We start from the raw sequence: 22,100 nt of genomic DNA on the forward strand, positions 1-22,100 counted from the left end.
ACAAAGAGAGGACGGGTACGGTGAAAAAATATGTAGCGGCCCTTATGGTTTTGCTGATTATGCTTTCGCCTGTTTCAGGCTACGCCGCCGCAGCTTCCTTCACGCTTGAATTAAGCGCGAAGGAAGTTCAGCGCGGCGGAGTCATCAAGCTTTCCGGAACGGCGGCAGACGAAAACGGTGAGGTTAAAGTCAAAATTGTGAGTCCAAACGAGACCGTTTTTTACATTGATATCATTACAGCCCAAAAGGGCGTCTATTCCCGGAATATCACTATTCCGTCTACGGAGGACTTGGCTCCATACGGAAGTTACACAGTGATTGCAGGCAGCGGGGATCAATCGTTGACAAGAACTTTTTCCGTCATAAACCGGAGTACAGGCGGTACCTCCCCTTCCATTCCGGCGGAACCGACAACAGATAGCGATATTCCGGATGATTCCGGTATTCCGGCTGACGCCGGACAGTCCGCCGGAGCAAACGTGAAACCTGAACTTTCCAGTGAGGGGACCTACCTGGTAGGAAGCGATACGTTGGCTGAAGCGGTGAAGCAAGCGCAGAACGCCGTCACGATTGAACTGCCGGCTGAAAGTGGAGATGCCGGAATCACTTTGGAATATCCAGCTAAATCCATGAGTCTGCTCAAGGATAAAAACCTGGATTTGATTGTCACGAACGGCGCCCGTACTATACGCTTTCCGGCCGGTTCCCTGTCTGCAGGGAACGATGATTTGTCCCGAGTTCGCATCGTGTTAAATGCGGCATGGAGCAATGAGGCCAAGTCCTTCGTAGAACAGTCGCTGGGTTCTAATACTGAATATGCTCCAACCGGAATTGTCCTTTCCGTTGCTATTCAAGTTATTACCGGAGAGAAAGTAACGGAGATTCACCAGCTGGATAAGCCGGCGACGGTGTCTTTCAAACTGACGGCAGAACAGGAAAAGCTCATTTCATCCGATTTGGCCGGCGTATATTACGTAGACGGCAAAACGGCCGAATATATGCCCGGTACGCTGAAGAACGGAATCTTTGCGTTTAATGCGGAGCATTTTTCCTACTATGCAATTCTTGAATATAACAAGTCTTTTGCCGACATGGCTGGACATTGGGCGGAAGAATCCGTTAAATCGCTGACTGCAAAACATATCGTTCGCGGCATTGACGAGCAGCATTATGCGCCGAACCGCAGCATTACCCGGGCCGAGTTCGTCACTTTGGTTATGCGTGCCCTGGAGCAGTCGGGCAACCCGCTGGTTGGGCAAGGTCCTGCCGATGCCTTTACCGACATTCCGTCGGGTCAATATTATACGCAGCAGGTAGCGGATGCGGCAGCATTGGATATCATTACGGGTTACGACGGCAAATTCCGGCCAAACGATTCCATTACCCGTGAAGAGGCCGTGGTCGCTCTGGTCAGAGCGGCGGATTATTTTAATCTTGCCACTGTAAAGCAAGGAAAACCTGCTTTTACGGATACAAGCAGCATTTCGGTGTGGGCGGGAGCGGCCGTGGAAAGAGCCTGGACGAAAGGCCTGATCCAAGGCGACGGGTCCCAATTTAATCCGGACCGTTCAGTAACTCGTGCCGAGGTTGCCGTGATGATTCAAAGACTGATTACAGACAGTTCTCTGTAAGGATAAGAAGAGAGGGGAGATCCAAACGCGATGAAAAAGTGTTTTTTTGGAACGCTCATGACTTTGGTGCTTTTGTTCAGCATGATCGGATCCTTGACGGTGGGTACTTTTACCGTTTCCGTCTCTGCGGCCCCACCCGCAGGGCAAGGCGAGAAGACAAAAAATGTGGCTTTAAATGCTCAGGTCACGGGATCGGGACAATGCAACAGCAATGAAGCTCCCAAGTTTGCGGTCGACGGTAAAAATGACACGAAATGGTGCGACGCGACAACTCCCAAGCAAGGTGTCAAATGGTTGAAGCTGGACTTGGGCAAGGTGTACACCATCAATCAATGGACTGTGAAAAACGCTGGTATTAACAATGAAAACAGTCCTTATTGGAACACGCAAAACTTCCGCCTGCAAAAAAGCGACGACGGAAAAACATGGACCGATATCGATATCGTGCAAAATAATGTGCAGTCGATTGTAGATCGTTATCTCCCTGAACCGTTTTCGGCTCAATATGTCCGTCTATACATTAGTAAAGGCGCGGCTAACGACAATACGGTTCGGCTGTATGAACTGGAGCTTTTCGGGGTAGAGCAGGGCAAGACACCTGCCTATCCGGCGATAAATTTAGCTCCCGTCGATTATGTGGATCCATTAGTTAACACGATGGGCGACAACGGCCAAACCAATCCTGGGCCTACTGCGCCATTCGGCCTTGTTTCGCTTGGGCCGGACAGCGACGGCGGTGCGTTCAGCGGTTACTACTACCAGGATAAATATTTAAAAGGATTTTCGCATCTGCGTTTCAGCGGCGTAGGCTGCAGCGGTGCGGGCGGCAACATTCTCATGATGCCGGAAACAAAAGCTTTTACCAAAAACGTAAATGAATACAAACAGCTGTATGACAAAAGCAGCGAGCAGGCTTCGGCGGGCTATTACGCCGTTAATCTGGCTTCCGGAGTTGGGGTTGAACTGACGGCATCGGACAACGTAGGTTTCCACCGCTACACCTTCCCGGCTTCCGCGTCTACGGGTTCGGTACTGGTTGACCTCTCGAATTCCTACGCCGGTATGATCGACGCTAATCTGAAGGTTGAAAACGGAAACGAAATTGCCGGCATGATTAAATCGAAAAACGTGTGCGGGAACGGATATTACACCCTGTATTATTCGATCCAGTTCGATCACAATTTCGATTCCTATACTTCCTGGCAGGGGGATGCAACAGGTACGGCTGCGGAGCGCAGCGGGACCAACAGCGGGGTATGGTTGAACTTCAATACTGACGGCAACAAAGTCGTCCAAGCGAAAGTGGGGCTTTCCCCGATCAGCGTGGAGCAAGCAAAAGCAGAACGCGATCAGGACATTGCGGGCTGGGATTTCGATGCCCAGCATGAAAAGCTTCGCAATACCTGGAATGACTTGCTTGGCAAAGTGGATATCACGGATGCCGATGAAGAAAACAAACGTGTTTTTTATACGCAAATGTACCATACGTTTCTTCATCCAAAAAACGTAACGAGCTCCGCCGGAACCTTTAAGGCGGGCCGGGACGAAAATACCATCCGTCAAGCGTCGGATCTCGGCGCAGATTTCGAATATTATAACGGCTGGACAACCTGGGACGATTTCCGCAAGTACGCCTTGTTCTCGGTACTGACGCCTAACGAATACAATAACATCGTACAATCTTTGGCGGATCTGTACAAAACGCGCGGTACTTATACGCAGTGGGGGGACGGTTATTGGCCAAGCCCGACGGTTCGAAACGAATTTAACGGGGCTGTGCTTCTGGATGCTTATACGAAGGGCTTCCAAGACTTCGACGCTTACAACTCGCTTAAAGGCATGGCTGTTGATGCGGATAACTTCGGCGATCAGGACAAAGTGTCCGGACAGCTGGAGAAGGCCAAAAGCGCCTATTTCCCGATGAAGCTGGCCGAGCTCCTTGGGGATAAAGTCACCTATGAGAAATATAAACAGATGACCTTGTCCTACAAAAATCTCTGGAATCCAGATCAGGTTGATGAAAAAGGCCAGAAGCTTGGATTTTTTACACCAAACGGAAGTACAGTTAACGGAGCCGACGTAGCAGCGGTAGACAAATATGCCTACCAAGGAAATTTGTGGCAGTATCGTTGGTCCGCTACGCAGGATATGGACGGTTTGGCTGCACTGATGGGTGGCAGAACCGAGATGGCCAAGCAGCTCGTAGACTTTTTTAACCGGGATGAATACATGGCCATCAATGAAGAAGACTTGGATGCTCCATATTTATTCGACTATCTGGGTTATCCTTATTTGACTCAGTATTTTGCCCGGGAGTACACAACGGAGGTCGTTACCCAGAAATACCACAACCACGGCCTATACAATTATCCGCTAAAATCACGTGTTTACCGTGCAGACCCGGAAGGGTATCTGTCTTCGATGGACGATGATGCGGGTGCCATGGCTTCCTGGTTCGTATACAGCGCATTGGGATTGTTTCCGGGCAACCCGGGGGATGCGGATTTCCTGATCGGCTCGCCGATCTTCTCGGAAGTAAAATTGCATCTGGACGGCGGTAAAACGTTTACCATCAAAGCAAATAACGTTTCCAGCGATAACCGCTTCATCCAGTCGGCCACGCTGAACGGAAAAACGTTTGATCAGGCCTGGATCAGCTACGAAGATCTGATGTCCGGCGGCATTTTGAATTTTGAAATGGGCTCCAAGCCGAATATGGCCTGGGGGGCTAAAACCTCCGCCGCTCCGCCTACAACGGATTACAGCGGTGACGTGGACACCTCCTTGTCCCATCAGGATTTGATCGCCCAAGGTTCAGACTGGAAGTATGACGACAAAGGCCAGTCGGTCGATGCAGGCTGGATAGGCGCAAGCTTTGACGACAGCAGCTGGAGATCCGGCGCGGCACCGCTTGGCTACGATAACAAAGGATATGCCAAAACGGTTGTCAGCTACGGTCCTGATGCGAATAACAAGTACACGACCACTTATTTCCGTAAAACGTTTGACGTAACGAATACGGATGATATTTTGGAGCTTAACGCTAATTTGGTTCGCGACGATGGAGCCGTCGTTTATTTGAATGGCCATGAAATTGTCCGCACGAATATGCCTACCGGTCAAGTCAGCTACGCAACCAATGCGAACGTAACCGTAAATGACGAGCGCGACTGGAATGCGTTTAGCGTGGATCCGTCTTTGCTTGTGAAAGGAACCAACGTATTGACCGCTGAAGTTCACCAGGCTAATGGAACAAGTTCGGATATCGCGTTTGATTTCGGCCTGGTTGCGGTGAAGCAGCTGACGAAACCGGCAGCGCCGACGGGACCTTTGGTAGACGATACTGCGAACACGTTTGGCTGGACGTTTGTTCCGGGGTTTGAACAAGCCTCGAATTATCAGTTCAGCACAAACGGAGGACAAACCTGGACCACGGCGACAAGCAATCCGCAAATTGTAGGGCCAGCCGCTTATGAAGCAGGGAAAGTTCAGGTGCGAGTAAAAGAAAATGAAGAGCTGAACGTAGCGGCCGGCGAAGCGCTGCTTTCGGACGCTCCTTATACCTCGGACATTAAATGGGACGTATTTGATCTGGATGCCAAGGTCAACCGCACCGGCAACATGGTCGTGGACGTTTCGGGCACACTGAAAGGGGCTTATGCGGATTCGGCCGTAGCCGTTATCCAATTGATGGCCGGCGGTGACCAGGCCTATGTGTCCAGCGCCATTCCTGTCCAAACGGGAGACTTCGATCTGAAGCAGAGTTTTAACGTAAACGCCAAGAAATATCAGGTCAATATTTATCTGGTAGATCAATATAACGGTAATATTTATGATGCGGTCTGGTTAGCTGATCCGATTGTTTCCCAGCCGGAAACACAGCCTGATCCTGGTAATCCGGGAGAAGAGCCTGGAAACCCGGGCAATCCTGGCGGAGAGGAACCGCTGCCCGAACTGATTCCGGTACCGGTGAAAACGCCGGATATTCCGGAGCCGCCGATTGAAATTGTTGAGCCGGAACCGGATCACCGGACTATCGAGTTTGAAAGCTTCAGCGATAAAACCGCCGTAAATCATCCCAATAGCAAACCACTGGGTACAGAAGAGAATAACGGAGGCAATATTGTTGTTAGCAATACCTTTAACGGTGCATGGCTGGCCTATAATAATGTTGATTTCGGCACGGAAGGTGCAAACCGCATGACGGTGGAATACGACGCGCCTAACAACAAAGTTCCGGCTGACGCCAAGCTGGAATTCCGCTTGGGAGCTGTAGACGGAGAACTGATAGGGACACTGGCCCTGCCGAATACCGGCAGTAACTGGGCGGACAAAAATTCTCGATCCTATAAAACGACCTCAGGATTCCTTGACAAAACGGTAACCGGGAAACAAAACCTGTATGTGGTCATGAAAGGTGACACCAGTTCGCTTCCTTACATCGGCAATTTTGACCGCTTTACCTGGGAATACCAGGCGGTTAGAAGCGATTTCGCAAAGCTCGAGCTTGAGAAGTACGATGAATGGAGCACAGATACTAATCCCGGCAACAGCAGACCGCTCAGCACAGAAGGCGGAAAAAGCGGCCAGCGGGTAGCCAATACCTTTAACAATGCATGGTTAGCATACAAAGGGATGGATTTCGGAACTACCGGGGTGAACACATGGTCTGTAGAATACACGGGTAAACAGGCCAATACAGCTTCGGATGCTCATGTAGAGCTGCATTTGGGGGCCGTTGACGGACCTTTGGTGGGAACCCTGCAGACGCCGCCAACCGGTTCTGGTTGGGACACTTATGCTACGGTTAGTGGAGGACTGACAAAAACATTAACGGGTGTTCAAGATCTTTTCTTTGTTTTGAAAGGGTCAACGGACGGAACTTATTGGTACATCGGCAACTTTGACAATGCGAGTTTCACGCTCAATACCGTTCCGCCGGAAACCGATCCGCCTCAAACGGATCCACCGCAGACGGACCCGGATTTGACGGTGGAATTCGAATCCAGAAGCAGCTGGTCAGATGCAAAAAACACCTTCAATAATGAACCTTTGAAAACGGAAAATAAAAATGGAGGTGTGACGGTAGGCAATACTTTTGACGGAGCATGGCTGATTTATAATAATGTAGACTTTGGTACTAAGGGGAAAAATTATGTTAAGGTAGAATACGATTCTCCTATTGATAAAACACCAAATGATGTTTATGCGGAAATCCGTCTAAATAATAAAGATGGTGAACTTGTAGGTCGTATCAATCTTCCCAATACCGGTACAGGCTGGGATCATTTTTCCATAGCGGGTGCACAACTTGATCTGCCGCTGACAGGCGTACAAACCATTTGTGTAGTGCTAAAGGGTTCCACTACGACTGACCGCAAATATCCTGGTAATTTTGACCGGATGATTTTCTCCAATACCAATTAAACGAACTTCTGGAACTAACTGAAAGTATAGAAACGACCTGACGTCTTTTAGACTGTCAGGCCGTTTTTTTTTGCTATGTCTTGTCCTTGCCTTCTGCTGTGCTATTAGGGCTGCTTTACCTTCAAACCCCCAGCTTATTCCTGTACTCCTGCGGCGTCAGCCCGAAGTACCGGCGGAACAGCTGGATAAAATAGCTGGGTTTGTGGTAGCCCAGCGATTCCGAGATTTCATAGATTTTGTCCTGCGAGCGTTCGAGCAGCAAGGCCGCTTTTTCCATCCGGATGCGCAGGATATATTCGCTGATGCCCTCCCCGGTCTCCAGCTTATAGATTTTGGAGAGATAGGAGGGATTCAGGTAGACATGCGCCGAAATCGTCTGCAGCGTCGAGCTGTCCGGATGCTCCGCGATAAAATCCTGCACTTTGCGGATAATCGCTGAACGGGAGTCTTTTTCAACGCCGCTGACCGAATGCCGGTAATGCTCCATGACCCGCATCGTCCACCGGCGCAGCTCATCCGTCGTTTGGATCGGCTGGCGGCTGGCCACAGCGTAGAAATCTTCGCCGATCGTGTCGGCGAGCCATTTTTTGGTCCGGTGGATCAAGGCCGCGATCGAGGAGGCGACGGCCAGATAAGTTTCGAGAAGGTGCTCCTGGGAACCAAGCCAATCTGCCTCAAGTTCCCGAAAAATGGCTTCCACCTTCTGCTCTGCGGCCTCCCACTGGCCGAGCTCCAGCAGCGTGCCGAGGTTCGGCGTGCGGTACAGCTCGCCGAGCAGCCGAGGCTGGCCGCGGTCGGGCTCGCGGGCCAGCGACACAAACAGCTCGCTGTCGCTGCCGATGAAATGCCGGAAGCCGGCCAAGGACGACTGGTACATCGAAGCGATGTCCTCCGGGAATTGGCCGCTTCGGCTTGCGAGCACGGATACGCCCGTGCGCAGGTAGGTTTTGGCCGCGTGCTGCAGCTGCACGGCCTGCGTCTCCACCCAGCCGTCCAGCTCGGCGGACGACGGCTGCTGCCCTTGCGCGGCTTCCGCGGCGGAGCCGGAAGACGCGCCGGGCGCCGGCTTTGGCGTCAGGACGCAAACGATAAACCCGTTTGCGTCCCGGCAGCTCCAAAGCCGCAACCGGTCGCCGAACAGCTCGGCGGCCATGTTCGTGAGCGCGTATTCGAGAAGCGCTTCGTCCGCGGCGTCCACGCCGCCCGGCCGGGGCTCGAGCCGCAGCAGCAGCATGCGGCCGGGAGCGCCGGGATGTACGGCCAGCTCGTACATCGCCAGCTTTTTGGCAAACGCCGCCGTGTTCCCGGCTTCCTTGCCGTTAATCAGATCCAGCAGCAGGTACTCGCGCAGCTTGGGCAGCTGTTCGCGCAGCGCATACATTGCTTTCTGCATCGACGAAATCTCCTGCCATTCGCGGATCCGCTCCTGGAGCGCCTTGTTTACGGCCTCCAGCAGCTCTTCGTCCTCGACGGGCTTCAGCAGATAATCGCTGGACCTCAGCTTCAAAGCCTGCTTCGTGTATTCGAAATCGTCATAACCGGTCAGCAGGATACACTTGACGTGTTTCCAGTTTTTTTTGATTTGTTCGATAAGCGCAAGGCCGGACATGCCGGGCATGCGGATATCCGTTACCACGACATCGATGGGGTGTTCATAGAGCAGCTCAAGCGCCTCCGCTCCCGAATAAGCCTTGTGCACGACGTCCATGCCGATCGTGTCCCAGGGCAGCATGTCGGCCAGGTCATCGGCCAAAACGGTTTGATCATCGACAATAAGCAGTTGAGGCATGTCATTCCCTCCCGGACGGGGTTGCCGTCAGTGATGTTCCTGTACATCGTCTGATTGGATAGAGTCCCTAAGGGGGCCTCGGCCACTCGGCCAGGGTTCAACTCGTTAAGAAACCTGATCCAGCTCCGAGGATTTGCCCATCGGCCAATAAAGAGCAGCTTCCACGCCGCCCTCCTCCAAACGTTTAATTCTAAGCCCCGCCTCCGGCCCGAACTGCAGCAGCATCCGCTGGCGGGTGTTCCAAAGGGCGCAGCCCTTGTCCTCTACAGGGGGCATCGTAATTTGATAGGTCAACGCTTTGAGCCCCTCTTCGGTCAAACCCATTCCGTTATCCGCGACCTTGATGAAATGGCAGCCGTCTTCAATTCCGGTTTGAATAAGGATCGTTCCGCTGCCTGCCGGTTCGATGCCGTGCAGAACGGCATTTTCGACCAAGGGCTGCAAAATCAGGCGGGGCAGCTCCAGCTGCCCGAACCCTTCCGCGACCTGAATATCGTATTTAAGATCCTGAACCTTGATCGCTTGAATCGCCAAATAGCTGCGCACCAGATCCAGCTCCTCCTCCAGCCGCGCCGTCGTCCGTTCCGAACGGGTCGTGTACCGGTAATATTTGCTGAGATGCATCGTAAGCTGCATCACCGTTTCTTTTTCCCCCAGGCGCGCCAAACTCCGGATCAGCGTAAAGCAGTTGTACAGGAAATGCGGATTAATCTGGGACTGCAGCTGCTTCAGGTTGGCATCCCGGGAGCGGATCTCTTCCAGATAAACGTTCTGGATGAGCTGTTCAATCTGTTTGGCCATATCGTTAAAGCTGATCATGAGAAAATGAAATTCATTGCCCGGATGAAAAACTTTCAGCGTAGGGTATTCGCCCCGCCGCAGCCGGCGTACGCCCCGGATCAGTTCGCGTATGGGCACCTGCACGTTTTTGTAGAGGACGTAAGCGGCTATGGTGCTGCCGATCAGCAGAAACAAAATGCTTCCGTAGAACAGATAGCTGTTGGACGTGATCGGACGGACCACATCCTGGATCGGCATATAATCCACGAGATACAGGCCCAGCTCCGGCATCCATACGCAGCTGGCTGCATATTCGCTGCCCGACAGGGTAAAGCGGGTGAAGGGTTTTTGGATCAGATGCTCCGGATCGAGCTGCCCGATCAGCTCCTGCTGCAGGGCAAGATCGGCATCCTGGGCCGCAATTCTTCTGCCTTCCGGAGTCAGGAAAAAAGGGTCGCCTTTGCCGCCGCTTTTAAAGCGGTCCAGCGCCTTGGACAGATCGGTGACGGGAAAACTCATTTCCACAAGCAGCGCGGCTTTGTCCAAAGGGGAGTCGATCGGGTCGGTAATGTAGCGGATAAACCGCGGTTGGCCGCGAAAATAACCCGGAACGTCTTCGGTGTAATGCCAGGTCCGCGAAAAATTGCGGCCGATCCGGGCGCTGTCGTAAGGTATGGAGGCGTTGGAAGAGACGTAAGTATCGGTGCCCGGGGCATAAATGCTGAGCGTTGTATCCCAGGCGGAGGAGGCGATCATCAGCCTCATTTTTTCGTCAATTCTGAGCTTTTCGTTCGTTTGTTCATAAAGGGAAGCGATTTCAATAAATTCAAGCGTCCGCACATTCATGTCCTCGCTGATCATCAGCCCGCTTTTGGAAAGCTGGGAGGCGCCGTTATCGGTTTGTGCGGCGAAGTAGGTCAGATCCTTGTACATTGATTTCTCGACCTCGCTGGTGACGACGTGCAGGCTGGTTTGGTTGGAGAACCAGTACAGGACCAGAATGGGGATAAGCAGCATCAGGATGAGCCCCATTACTTTTGTAAACGTATTCATATGAAATTTCACGAAAGAACGGCCTCCTCCGGAAAGCGGATACAGAAAACAAAAAATCGGGTATCGTTCCAAAATGTTTGGCGCAGACGGAAAAAAAGGTGAACTATATACTTACTATTGCAGGATGACGGCGCAGATGTCAATCCGAAAAAAGAGTTTCAGGAAAGGATTTTTGGGCATGGAGACACCATTAAAAGCTGTAGAAGCGGGCACGGCCATTCGGAGATCCGGAATGAAGGGTTTCCTGAGGAGGACCTGGCCCCTGCATCTGATGCTGCTTCCGGCAGTCGTGCTGCAGTTCGTATTCGGTTATTTGCCGCTGGGCGGACTTGTAATCGCATTCAAAGATTATAAGCCGTATGACGGGATCTGGGGTTCCGCTTGGGTAGGTTTTGAGCAGTTCAAGTTTATGTTTGAGTATCCGGACAGCAAGCAGGTGATCATCAACACCGCGTTAATTGCCGGATTAAAAATCATCTTCAACATCGTGGTTCCTTTCTGTTTTGCGCTGCTGCTCAACGAAGTGCGCCGCAATTCGTTCAAGCGGACGGTGCAGACGCTCGTTTATTTGCCTTATTTTATCTCCTGGGTATTCCTCGGCGGGATTTTGACCGACATGCTGTCGAGTGACGGCATCATCAACACCCTGCTGCAAAACTGGTTCGGGATAGAGCCGATCCTGTTCCTCGGCAACGGTATCTGGTTCCGGATTATAGTCGTGATCAGCGACGTGTGGCAGCAGTTCGGCTTTGGCACCATCGTTTATCTGGCTGCCTTGGCGGGCGTTAACCCGTCGCTTTATGAAGCGGCCGAGGTGGATGGCGCAAGCCGGTGGAAGCAAACGCTGAACGTCACGATTCCGTCGCTTGCCCCGATCGTGATCGTGGTCGGGACGCTGGCGATCGGCAACATTTTGAATGCCGGTTTTGACCAGATTTTTAACTTGTATAACCCTCTCGTATACGACAAAGGGGATATTATCGATACCTTCGTGTACCGCACCGGGATATTGAACGGCCAATACAGCTTTGGTACGGCGGTCGGCGTATTCAAGTCACTTGTCGGCTTTGTACTCATTGTGATCGGCTATCGGATTGCGTACAAACTGGCGGATTACAAAATCTTTTAAGGAGTGCGGAGCATGTACCATAAAACAACGGGATACAGAATCTTTTCGGTATTCAATTATTTGTTCCTGATCGTCGCAGGCCTGCTGTGTATCCTGCCGATCGTTCATATTCTGGCCGTAAGTTTCAGCGCCAGCGCCCCGGCCAACGCGCATCTGGTTGGACTTTGGCCGGTGGGCTTTAATTTCGATTCGTATACGAAAACGATGAACAACCCCAATTTTATCCGGGCTTTCGTGATTTCCTTGATCCGGACGTTACTGGGGACCGCGATTACGATGACCGTGATCACGCTTGCCGGTTATGTGCTTTCCAAAGATTCGGGCGTTTTGAAGAGCCGCAATATTTATGCCTGGTATTTCGTCTTTACGATGCTGTTTACGGGCGGCATCATCCCGAGTTATATCATCGTGCGCAACCTGCATCTGATGAATACGATCTGGGCCCTTGTTCTGCCTGGCGCTGTGCAGGTGTTCAACATGATCCTGCTGATGAACTTTTTTAAAGCGACGCCGAAAGAGCTGGAAGAGGCGGCTCTGATTGACGGGGCAGGCCATTTTACGATTTTGCTGCGGGTGTATTTGCCGCTGGCGATGCCGGCTATCGCGACTATGTCCCTGTTCTCGATCGTGGGCAACTGGAACGCCTGGTTTGACGGGCTGCTGTATATCAATGATTACCGCAACTATCCGCTGGCCACGTTCCTGCAGACGATTATTGTCCAGCAGGATTTCAGCAAGCTGAATCCGGATATTAACGAGCTCAAAAATATTTCGCAGCGGACCGTCAAAGCGGCCCAGATCTTTATCGGCATTTTGCCCGTACTGGTCGTTTATCCGTATCTGCAAAAGTATTTTGTGAAGGGGATTGTACTGGGCGCGGTGAAAGAGTAAGGCTCCAAGATGTCAATAAATTAGCATCGGCATCAAATTTGGGGCATTTCAACCATGGCATCCCGCGATTTATAGTGGGGTAGGAGAGAAAAGTAAGCGCTCTCAATCAAATTCTGGGGGGATAAGGAATTATGCAACTCACTTGGAGAAGAATGCTGGCTCTGTCGCTGACGGCAGTATTGTCTTTCAGCTTGGTGGCCTGCTCGGGAGGAAACAATGCTTCCCCGAACGCCAGCGGCGGAAACAATACGCAAAGCGAAAGCGGCGGCAATAACGGCGGCAGCGGGAATACGGCGGCCTCCGGCGTAGATGAAACGGGCTGGGACGGCAAGAAATATGTGGAGCCGGTCACGCTGACTACGGTCAAAGGCGTGGGCACGAATTACTTTTTCAAAACCGGCGAAACGATGGAAAACAACGTGCTGCAGAAGTACATGAAAGACAATCTGGGCATTGACGTGAAATACGACTGGGTCGTAACGGATACAAACGACGCTTATAAAACCAAGCTGCGCCTGATGCTTTCTTCCGGGGAAAAAATGCCGGACGTCATTACGTACCGCGGCGATATCGAAACGGTGAACATGCTGATCGATTCGGGACAGTTCATGGATGTCGGCGAGCTGTTTGATAAATATGCCGATGACGCCTACAAACAAGGCGTGGCCTTGAACCCCGATACCTGGCTGGCCGTAACGCGCGATGGCAAACGGATGGCGCTGCCGGTGCTGGATTATGCATACAACGGCGACTTGGTGCTTTGGCTTCGTCAGGACTGGATGGAGAAGCTGGGCTTGCAAGCGCCGAAGACGCTGGCCGATTTTGAAAATATTATGGATGCTTTTGTGAACAAAGATCCTGACGGCAACGGCAAAAAGGACACCATCGGCCTTGCCGCCGGCTTTAAAAATACGTATCTGAACTGGATGACCGATATCAGCTGGGTATTCGGCGAATATGGCACGCTGCCAGGCCAATGGAATAAGGCTGCCGACGGTTCGCTGGCCTACGGTTCGATAGATCCGGCTGCCAAACAAGCGCTGACGACTTTGAAAACCTGGATGGATAAAGGTTATCTGTCCAAAGATTCCGGCATCTTGGATGAAACGACCGGTTCCGAGCTGTTCACCAAAGGCAAAGCGGGGGCGATCGTAGGCCCAAACTGGATGCCAGACTGGCCGTTCAGCGACCTGCTGAACAACGTGCCGGGCTCTAAATATAAAGCTTATCCGATTCCGGTCGGACCGGACGGGAAAATCGGCGCGCAAAGCGGCAATCCGTCGGTTAACGGCTGGATGCTGATCAACAAAAACGCCAAAAATCCGGAAGCGCTGCTGCGCTATTATAACTTCTTCTTTGAAAACTGGGCGAACCCGGAGAAGGGCGGCATCTTTGAAAACGGCTTTGCCGAAGGCTACGACTGGGCGAAATTGCCGGACGGCACGATCACCAAGGACCCGCAAAAATATCCGGACCTGTTCCCGGGTTATGCGGACCGTACGAAACTTGTAGAACCGATTTATTATTCGCTGACCTTTGAGGGCGCGCGTATTCCTTCGCTCTACGCGGATACGATGCTCAAGCTGGCGGGCGGCGGCACGCCGGAAACGCCGTATGAAGTGCAAACGGCGGCCATCCGCAAGCCGGAAAATATTGAAGGCATGAAGATCGTCATGGATCAGAAGGATATCCGTATGAAGAACTACTTCCAGGGTCCGCTGACCGAAACGATGAAATCGAAAAACGAGCTGCTCAACAAGCTGGTTAACGAAACATACTCCAAAATCATCTACGGCCAAAGCCCGATCGATCAGTTCGACAAGATGGTCGAGAACTGGAAGAAATCCGGAGGTGATCAAATCACTAAAGAAGTAAACGAATGGTATCAATCCGCTAACAATCAATAAAGCACAAGCTATTTGCCCTTCAACCTGTCCAGTCCCAAATGTAACGGAAAAGGAACGCTGCACAAATCTGTAGCGTTCCTTTTTATGAGCAGGTCCTGCAAATGTCTTAACTATTTCTTGAGAAACGCCAAGAGAACAGCATTAATAATCTGGTTTCAGGAAGGGAGACATGTAAGGAATGACGTTATTTTCGGGAAAAAACAATCGTTTTCGGCGGCAGCTTGCCGCCGTACTGTTCGGGACCGTGCTGCTGGCCGGCCAATTGCCGGCGGCAGGCTGGGCCGCTCCGGCGGCTTCTTCGGAGGCCGGAGCCCATTCTGCTTCGTCCGGTGTACTCAGCGCTTCAGCGGACCCGGCCGGACCGGATTCGGCTTTTAGCGATATTCGAGGGAGCTGGGCTGGCGGAGACATAAGCAAATGGGCCGGACTTGGCCTTGTCAACGGCAGCGGAGGCCAGTTCCGGCCCGGGGACACGGTCACGCGGGCGGAATTGGCCAAACTCGTAAATGCCTTGTTCGGTTTCAGTGCCAAAGCCGGGCAAACCCTCGCAGACGTGGCACAGGGCAAATGGTATGCGGAGCAGGTGGCGATCGCCCTTCAGGCCGGATATATGGAAGGTTATCCGGGAGGGCTGTTCAAACCGGAAGCCGCAGTCACCCGGCAGGAAGCGGCCAAAATTGCCGCATTGCTATTTCCGCTTGACCGGGCCGATTCATCCGCCGTACTGAGCGGCTTTAAAGATCGGGCCGCTATCGGCGGGTTCGCCGTTCAGCCTTTGGCTGATCTGGTATCCGCGGGCGCGGTCAAAGGGTTTGCGGACGGCACGCTGCGGCCGCAGCAGCCGCTTACCCGGGCGGAAGCGGTTGTGCTGCTGGACCGGCTGGCCGGCGAAATCATCCGTCAGCCGGGAAGTTATGACGGGGTGAAATCGTCCGGAGGTCTGCTGATCGCCAGCGGAGACACGATTCTTGCCGGGGCCGAGGTGAAAGGCAATGTTCTGATTACGGCAGGCGTCGGCGAAGGGGATGTGACACTGGACGGACTTTCGGCTGACGGTACTTTATATGTAAACGGCGGAGGAAGCCATTCGGTTCATCTCCTTGATGCCAAGGTGGGAAAGGTAGTTGTCCATAAAACCGGCGGGCCGGTGCGGGTTATGCTGGAAGGCAGCTCCAAGGTGGGCGAGATGAGCCTTGAAACCGGGGCGGTTGTTGAAGTAGGCGAGCAGGCCGAAATTGCCCGGCTTCAGGTGGAGAACAGCGCCTTAGGCACCGAACTGAACGTGAAAGGAAATGTCGGTGAACTTCAGACTCAGGCTTCCGGCGTAACGCTTAACGGCGGGATCCTCGAGCAGGGAAAAGTGCTGGAGGTCCAAAACGGCAAAGCGGCCGACAAACCGGAGGCCACTCCCGGCGCCGGCTCTGGCAGCGGAGTCCCTTCCTCCGGCAGCGGTAGCAGCGGAAATGGAGGGGGCGGCGGTGGCGCGGTCGGCGAAAATCTGACGGCTCCGGTATTGGCGCCGGATACGGTCAACAACGTGCTCGGCAGGGACGTTGCGCTTGCTTTTGCCGACAATGCCGCCTGGCGCAACGCGGTCACGGAGGTCTCGCTGAACGGACGCAAGCTGACGCCAAGCGCGGATTACCTCCTCAGCGCCGGTTTGCTTACGCTGAAGGCTTCCGTTTTTACAGCAACCGGTGATCAAACCGTTCTCATTAAAGCATCCGGTTATACCGATGCAAGCATAACGCAGCCGATGGGTAAATGGGAGCTGGTGTGGGGCGACGAATTTGACGGCAGCGGCACCCATGTGGATACGAACGGGGTCAACCTGGACAAATGGGGCTACCAGGACGGCACCGGAGCCGAATACGGCCTGGACGGCTGGGGCAACAACGAACAGCAGTATTATACGAAAGACAACCTGAAGGTACAGGACGGCAAGCTGACGATTACGGCCAAGAAACAGTCCCTCGGCGGCAAGCCCTATACCTCGGGCCGGCTTTGGACTTCGCCAACCTTTTCGAAAAAATACGGCCGTTTCGAAGCCAGCATCAAAATGCCTGAAGGAGAGGGATTTTGGCCGGCGTTCTGGATGATGCCAAAGGACAGCGTATATGGCGGATGGGCGTCATCAGGCGAACTCGACATCATGGAAGCCCGGGGCCGCCTGCCGGGCGAGACCTCCGGCACGATTCATTTTGGCAAGCCTTGGCCGAATAATAAATCGAACGGCGGCGACTTCGACTTCCCTGCCGGACAATCGATCAGCAGCGGTTTTCATACCTATGCGGTTGAATGGGAGCCGGGGGAAATCAGATGGTATGTGGACGGAAATCTGTTTCATAAAGCTAACGAGTGGAGCAGTGAAGGAATCGGACAGCCGGACAAATACGCATTTCCAGCTCCGTTCGATCAGCCTTTCTATATTATTTTGAATTTGGCTGTAGGCGGCAATTTCGACGGCAACCGGCTGCCTCCCGATTCGAAGCTGCCTGCGGAAATGCAGGTCGATTATGTAAGAGCCTATGAATTGGACGGCAAACCTTACAAAACGCCGGTAGAACCTGTGCTGGCCAAAGAGCCGATTCCGGCCGAAGCCAGACAGCCCATAGACGGCAGCTACATTGCCGATCCGAATTTCGAGCAAGGACTGACGGACATCGCCACCGGCAGCCAGCCGCTTGCGGCGGATAAATGGAATTTCCTGCATACGACGGATTACGGTGGTGCGGGTTCGGCTTCGATTGAACCGATTGATGGGCGAAATTTCGCCAAAATCTTGCCGACCAGCGCCGGCAATCAAAACTATTCCCTACAGATGATCCAGTATGCGCCGCTTGTCAGAGGCCATGTCTACAAGCTCAGCTTTGACGCCAAATCCTCCGCGGAACGTTCGATCGCCGTGAAGATGGGCGGGGACGGGGATAACGGCTGGTCGGCTTATTCGGACAACTTTGACGTCAAGCTTCAATCTTCCCTTAACCATTACGAATACCGTTTTGTGATGGGGGCGCAAACCGACCTGACGGCCCGCCTTGAATTTAACGTGGGGCTGAACACCAATCCGGTTTGGATCGGCAATGTCCGCCTGGAGGAAACCGATCAGGTGACTGACCCGGACGGGGCCAAAACGCCGCTTGAAGACGGCAATCATGTTTATAACGGCGCTTTTGATCTGGGGACGATGGACCGAATGAAATATTGGCATTTTGCAGCGGATCATGCAGATGGCGGCGCGGATGCATCGGCAGCCGTCGACCCGGACGCCCGGGAGCTTGCCGTTGATATCCGCAGCGGCGGAAGCAGTCCGCAAGCCGTTTGGCTGCTGCAGAAAGGCATCAATCTGCTGCAAAACGACACCTATGAACTGACTTTCGAAGCCAAAGCCGCTATGCCGCGCAGTATCGGCGTAAGATTTCTTAGCAAGGACGGTGCCACGCTTTACGGCAAAGCGGAAGCTCTCGCCGTCGGGACGACGGCAGAGCAGCAAACGGTTTCGTTTACAATGCCGGTACAAGTGAATGATCCGGAAGGGCAGCTGGTGTTTGACCTTGGGGGCGGCGCGTCCGGCAATTCTTCCTTGACGCTGGACAATATCCGGTTGATCCGTACGACCAACAACAACGTTGATTATTCGAAGGTCAGCTTGTACCCGCTGGTCAACGGGGACTTTTCGGCCGGTTTGGCCGGCTGGGAGCCGTTTACGCAGGGAGGGGCCGCCGGCTTCAGCGCGGCTGACGGCGTGGCTAAAGTGTCTGTAACGAATGTGGGCGCGGAAGCCTGGAACATCATGCTCAACCAGTCCAACCTGAATTTGACCAAAGGCTTTACCTATGTGCTCGCTTTTGACGCCAAGTCATCGGTTGCCCGGGACACGGAAGTAACGCTTGAGGATGCGGCGTACAACCGCCGTTTCGACTCCGGCTTCATTTCCCTGGAGCCGGATTGGCAGCATTACGAATACACGGTTAGAGCGGCAGCGGACGATAATGTGGCCTTGAAGTTCCTGCTCGGCAAAACTCCGGAGGCTCCAAACGGCGCCCACGAGATTTCGTTCCGCAACGTGGTGCTGGAAGTGAAGGACGCGCCGCTGAAACGTCCGCCAGCGCTTGCCGCAGACGGGATCGATAATCGGTTCGGCCAGCCGGTAGAATTGGGATTCAAAGAGAACGAAGCCTGGCGGACGGCCATAGGCTCGGTTTTAGTCAATGACCGTGCGCTGGAAGCCGGGGAATATGAGATTCAGCCGGGAGTCCTGATCCTCCATCCTTCAGCTTTCGGCTCGGAGGGCACCTACCGGATCACGGTCAAAGCTGAAGGGTACGCCGATACGGGCGTCACGCAGGCGCTGATTGCAAGCGACGGCAATTTGCTGGTCAACGGAGGATTTGCGCAAGGCAAAACCGGCTGGGAGCTTTGGGTAGCGAACGAAGGGGATTCTACCTTTGACGTCAAGGAAGGGGCTGCCGAACTCAACATTCATTACTTCGGGGGCCTGGATCCGCAGTGGGGTGTGCCTTTCAGCTGGTATACCCAGCTGATGCAGTCCGGCGTCCGGGTAGAAGCCGGGAAAACGTATGAGCTCTCCTTCCGGGCATGGTCTTCCGTAGACCGTCCGATTCTGATTGAGTTAACGGATTATAACAACAATCAGCAGCTTCCTTTTTCGATTACCGGGGATTCGCAAAAAGTGTATACGGCTGTCCTGAAGCCTTCGGCCAATGCCGTTTTTACGCTGAAGTATCTGCTCGGCAATGTTATTGCGGGCGGCCAAACTACTCCTGATGCCGAACACTTTCTTCATTTTGATGACATCAAACTGAAGGAAGTTAAAGGAGGTCCGCAGCTGGCGGCCGATACGACGGAGAACCAGGCAGGCCATGAGATCGAGCTCACCTTCGCGGACGATCCAAGCTGGCGCGGAGCGATAAGCGGCGTACAAATCAACGGAACCTCGGCGGCTATGGAGAAGGTTTCGATTGGACCGGGCAGCCTCAGGCTGGATCCTTCGCTGTTCCTGTCCCCGGGCAGCTATACGGTTTCCGTTTTGGCCGATGGTTACGCAGGGAACGAGGTTTCCCAGCTGATCCTGTCGGCATCGCCTAACGTGGCGCTGGGCAAAACGGCATCCGCTTCCTCGTCCGTTCAGGCGGCGGCCTACGCGGTTGACGGAAATACGAATACACGCTGGGAGTCCGAATCTAAAGACCCGCAGTGGTTTTCGGTGGATCTTGGCGGCCTTTACCGGATTGATTCGGTGCTTTTGAACTGGGAAGGCGCGTACGGCAAAACTTATCAAGTGCAGATCTCCCGGGCCGAACAGCCGGGGGATGACGACTGGACCGACTGGAATACGGAAAGTGCAGGGAACGGCGGTCAGGACCTGATTTTTGAGGAACCGGCTGAAGCCCGTCATGTGCGTATATTGGGTACAGCTAGGGGCACGCAATACGGTTATTCTTTATGGGAGATGGAGGTGTACGGCACTCCTGCGGGAGATCCGGAGGATACCGGGGAAGACGGCGGCAATTCCAGCCCGGGAACAGCGGATCCCCTTGCGCCGCCAGCCGTAACTGCAGACACCTATGACAATTATGTGGACCATGACCTGGACTTGACCTTTACGGCCGATCCTTTATGGGAGCAGACGATTACCTCTGTTACCTTAAACGGGAAGGAACTGCAAAAGGATACAGACTATTCGCTTCAGGCAGGGAGGCTGACCCTCAAAGCGGGAAGTTTGAATGAAGCTGGAGTTTATACGGTTTTGATTAAAGCGGCAGGATACGCGGAGGTTTCCATTAAGCAGGAAGTTCTGCCCTCCGGCGGGGGAGAAGGCTCGGGAGGAAGCGGGGATGGAAGCCCGAATCTGGCGCTCCACCGCCCTGTGACGGCTTCCAGCTCCAACGATTCTTTTGATCCGGCGGTCGTCACGGACGGCAACCTGTAATCCAGATGGGAAGCCAACTGGGCTGAGGGGGCGGAGGAGGAATGGATCTATGTGGATCTCGGAAGCTTGCAGCAGCTGCATCCCTCTATGAGATTGAAATTTATTAACACATTATAAAAAAGGAAAAACAGCCCCGAGTCCATCGACTCGGGGCTGTTTGACTTCAGATCGGGCCGGTGGAACGGCATGCCGCCAACGCGGACCGGATCTTGCAGGTTGTTAGGCTGTGAATCTATCACTTACGGCAAAATGTTTCCTGCAGCCGTGTAAATTTCGTACCACTCTTCGCGGGACAATACAACGTCTCCGGCTTTGATGCAATCCGTCAGACGGTTAATGTTCATTGTACCGATGATCGGCTGCATTTGCGCAGGATGACGGAGTAGCCAGGCAATCGCGATCGTAGTGTTGCTTACGCCGTATTTAGCGGCGATTTCGTCAATTTTTTTGTTCAGCTCAGGGAACTTGTCGCTGCCCAGGAATACGCCTTCGAAGAAGCCGTACTGGAACGGGGACCAAGGCTGAATCGTGATGTCATGCAGACGGCTGTAGTCGAGGATGCTTCCGTCGCGGTCGATCGAGGAATCGACTTCCATGTTGACGTTAACGCCGTTGGAAATCATTTTGGCATTGGTGATGCTCAGCTGAAGCTGGTTAGCCACGATAGGCTGCTTCACGAATTTCTTCAGCAGCTCGATCTGCATCGGCTTTTGGTTGGATACGCCGAAATGGCGGACTTTGCCGGAGCTTTCCAGCTTGTCGAACGCTTCAGCAACTTCTTCAGGCTCAACCAAAGCATCCGGACGATGCAGCAGCAGCACGTCGAGGTAGTCGGTTTTCAGTCTTTTCAGAATGCCGTCTACCGAATTCAGGATGTGCTCTTTGGAGAAGTCAAAGCTGATGCCTGGACGGATGCCGCATTTGGATTGCAAAATGATGTTTTCGCGTACTGCTGGGCTCATATGTATGGCATCGGCAAAAATTTCTTCGCAATGACCGTTACCGTAAATGTCGGCATGGTCGAAGAAATTGGCGCCAAGTTCCAGCGAAGATTGCACGAAGCGTTCGGCTTCGTTTTTATCCAAAGAGTTTATGCGCATGCAGCCTACGGCTACAACAGGTACTTCGAGCGAGCTTGTTCCGAGTTTGATCGTTTTCATGGTTTCACCTTCCATTTCGTATATTAGAGTGATTGCGGGTCCAAACGGTTCCTTTAAACTGCTAAAAAGCCTATCGTTCCGGCCGGGATCCAAAAATTGGATTTTATTTGAAAGCGATAACACTTTTTTCTTGTTGGACGTAAAAAGACCTGCAAAGCCCCCGTCTATTTTGACACGCCGGCAGCCCGGATTCAAGCCCTATTCTAGGATTTGAATAAAAATTTACCTTCTCTTAATATTCGGGAGAGCATTTACCACACTTTCGCAGTCTTGTAAGTTACATTTCTCACTGAAAAATTAGAAGATATTGTTAAGCTTAGGACATACATATCCAAAAGGTTTCGGGTACAGGTTGTTTAGATCGGCTATCGGGTTTTCCA

9 protein-coding genes are annotated in these 22,100 nt (G+C 53.0%); 6 read left to right on the forward strand and 3 right to left on the reverse strand.

The genetic code is table 11. From position 1 onward, the window contains the following. The first annotated feature begins 20 nt into the window (after positions 1-20). Both AC3ZPD_RS12630 and AC3ZPD_RS12635 read left to right on the forward strand, forming a co-directional pair. Positions 21-1,631, forward strand: a complete 1,611-nt coding sequence (locus tag AC3ZPD_RS12630; RefSeq protein WP_490984646.1) for an S-layer homology domain-containing protein — start codon at positions 21-23, stop codon at positions 1,629-1,631. Positions 1,632-1,661: 30 nt separating this feature from the next. Next, positions 1,662-7,058, forward strand: coding sequence for a glycoside hydrolase domain-containing protein (locus AC3ZPD_RS12635; protein WP_490984647.1), 5,397 nt, complete (start codon positions 1,662-1,664; stop codon positions 7,056-7,058). A 121-nt stretch (positions 7,059-7,179) separates the two neighbouring features. Here the strand turns inward: AC3ZPD_RS12635 and AC3ZPD_RS12640 are convergent, their stop codons facing one another. Together AC3ZPD_RS12640 and AC3ZPD_RS12645 are read right to left on the reverse strand one after the other, a co-directional pair. Continuing rightward, complete coding sequence (locus AC3ZPD_RS12640) at positions 7,180-8,847, reverse strand: response regulator transcription factor (RefSeq protein WP_490984648.1); 1,668 nt, start codon at positions 8,845-8,847, stop codon at positions 7,180-7,182. A gap of 105 nt (positions 8,848-8,952) precedes the next feature. After that, the gene (locus tag AC3ZPD_RS12645) at positions 8,953-10,692 is read right to left on the reverse strand and encodes a sensor histidine kinase (protein WP_490984649.1); all 1,740 of its coding nucleotides are present in this window, start codon (positions 10,690-10,692) and stop codon (positions 8,953-8,955) included. A 220-nt stretch (positions 10,693-10,912) separates the two neighbouring features. Here AC3ZPD_RS12645 and AC3ZPD_RS12650 point away from each other — a divergent pair, with 220 nt between their 5' ends. The 4 genes from AC3ZPD_RS12650 (at position 10,913) to AC3ZPD_RS12665 (ending at position 20,560) form a co-directional block, all read left to right on the forward strand. Continuing rightward, positions 10,913-11,809 (forward strand): ABC transporter permease, encoded by an 897-nt coding sequence (locus AC3ZPD_RS12650; protein WP_490984882.1) that lies wholly within the window; start codon positions 10,913-10,915, stop codon positions 11,807-11,809. A gap of 12 nt (positions 11,810-11,821) precedes the next feature. Continuing rightward, positions 11,822-12,700: a carbohydrate ABC transporter permease gene (locus AC3ZPD_RS12655; protein WP_490984650.1), complete on the forward strand. Its 879-nt coding sequence runs from the start codon at positions 11,822-11,824 to the stop codon at positions 12,698-12,700. A gap of 131 nt (positions 12,701-12,831) precedes the next feature. Next, the gene (locus tag AC3ZPD_RS12660) at positions 12,832-14,607 is read left to right on the forward strand and encodes an extracellular solute-binding protein (protein WP_490984651.1); all 1,776 of its coding nucleotides are present in this window, start codon (positions 12,832-12,834) and stop codon (positions 14,605-14,607) included. Between the two features lie 178 nt (positions 14,608-14,785). Then, positions 14,786-20,560, forward strand: a complete 5,775-nt coding sequence (locus AC3ZPD_RS12665) for a hemoblobin-interacting domain-containing protein (RefSeq protein ID WP_490984652.1) — start codon at positions 14,786-14,788, stop codon at positions 20,558-20,560. Positions 20,561-20,799: 239 nt separating this feature from the next. On the opposite strand, the gene AC3ZPD_RS12670 is transcribed toward AC3ZPD_RS12665, so the two are convergent. Then, on the reverse strand, positions 20,800-21,720 hold the full coding sequence (locus AC3ZPD_RS12670; protein WP_490984653.1) for an aldo/keto reductase: 921 nt from the start codon (positions 21,718-21,720) through the stop codon (positions 20,800-20,802). Positions 21,721-22,100: the final 380 nt, after the last annotated feature.

Source organism: Paenibacillus mobilis (genome assembly GCF_058267595.1).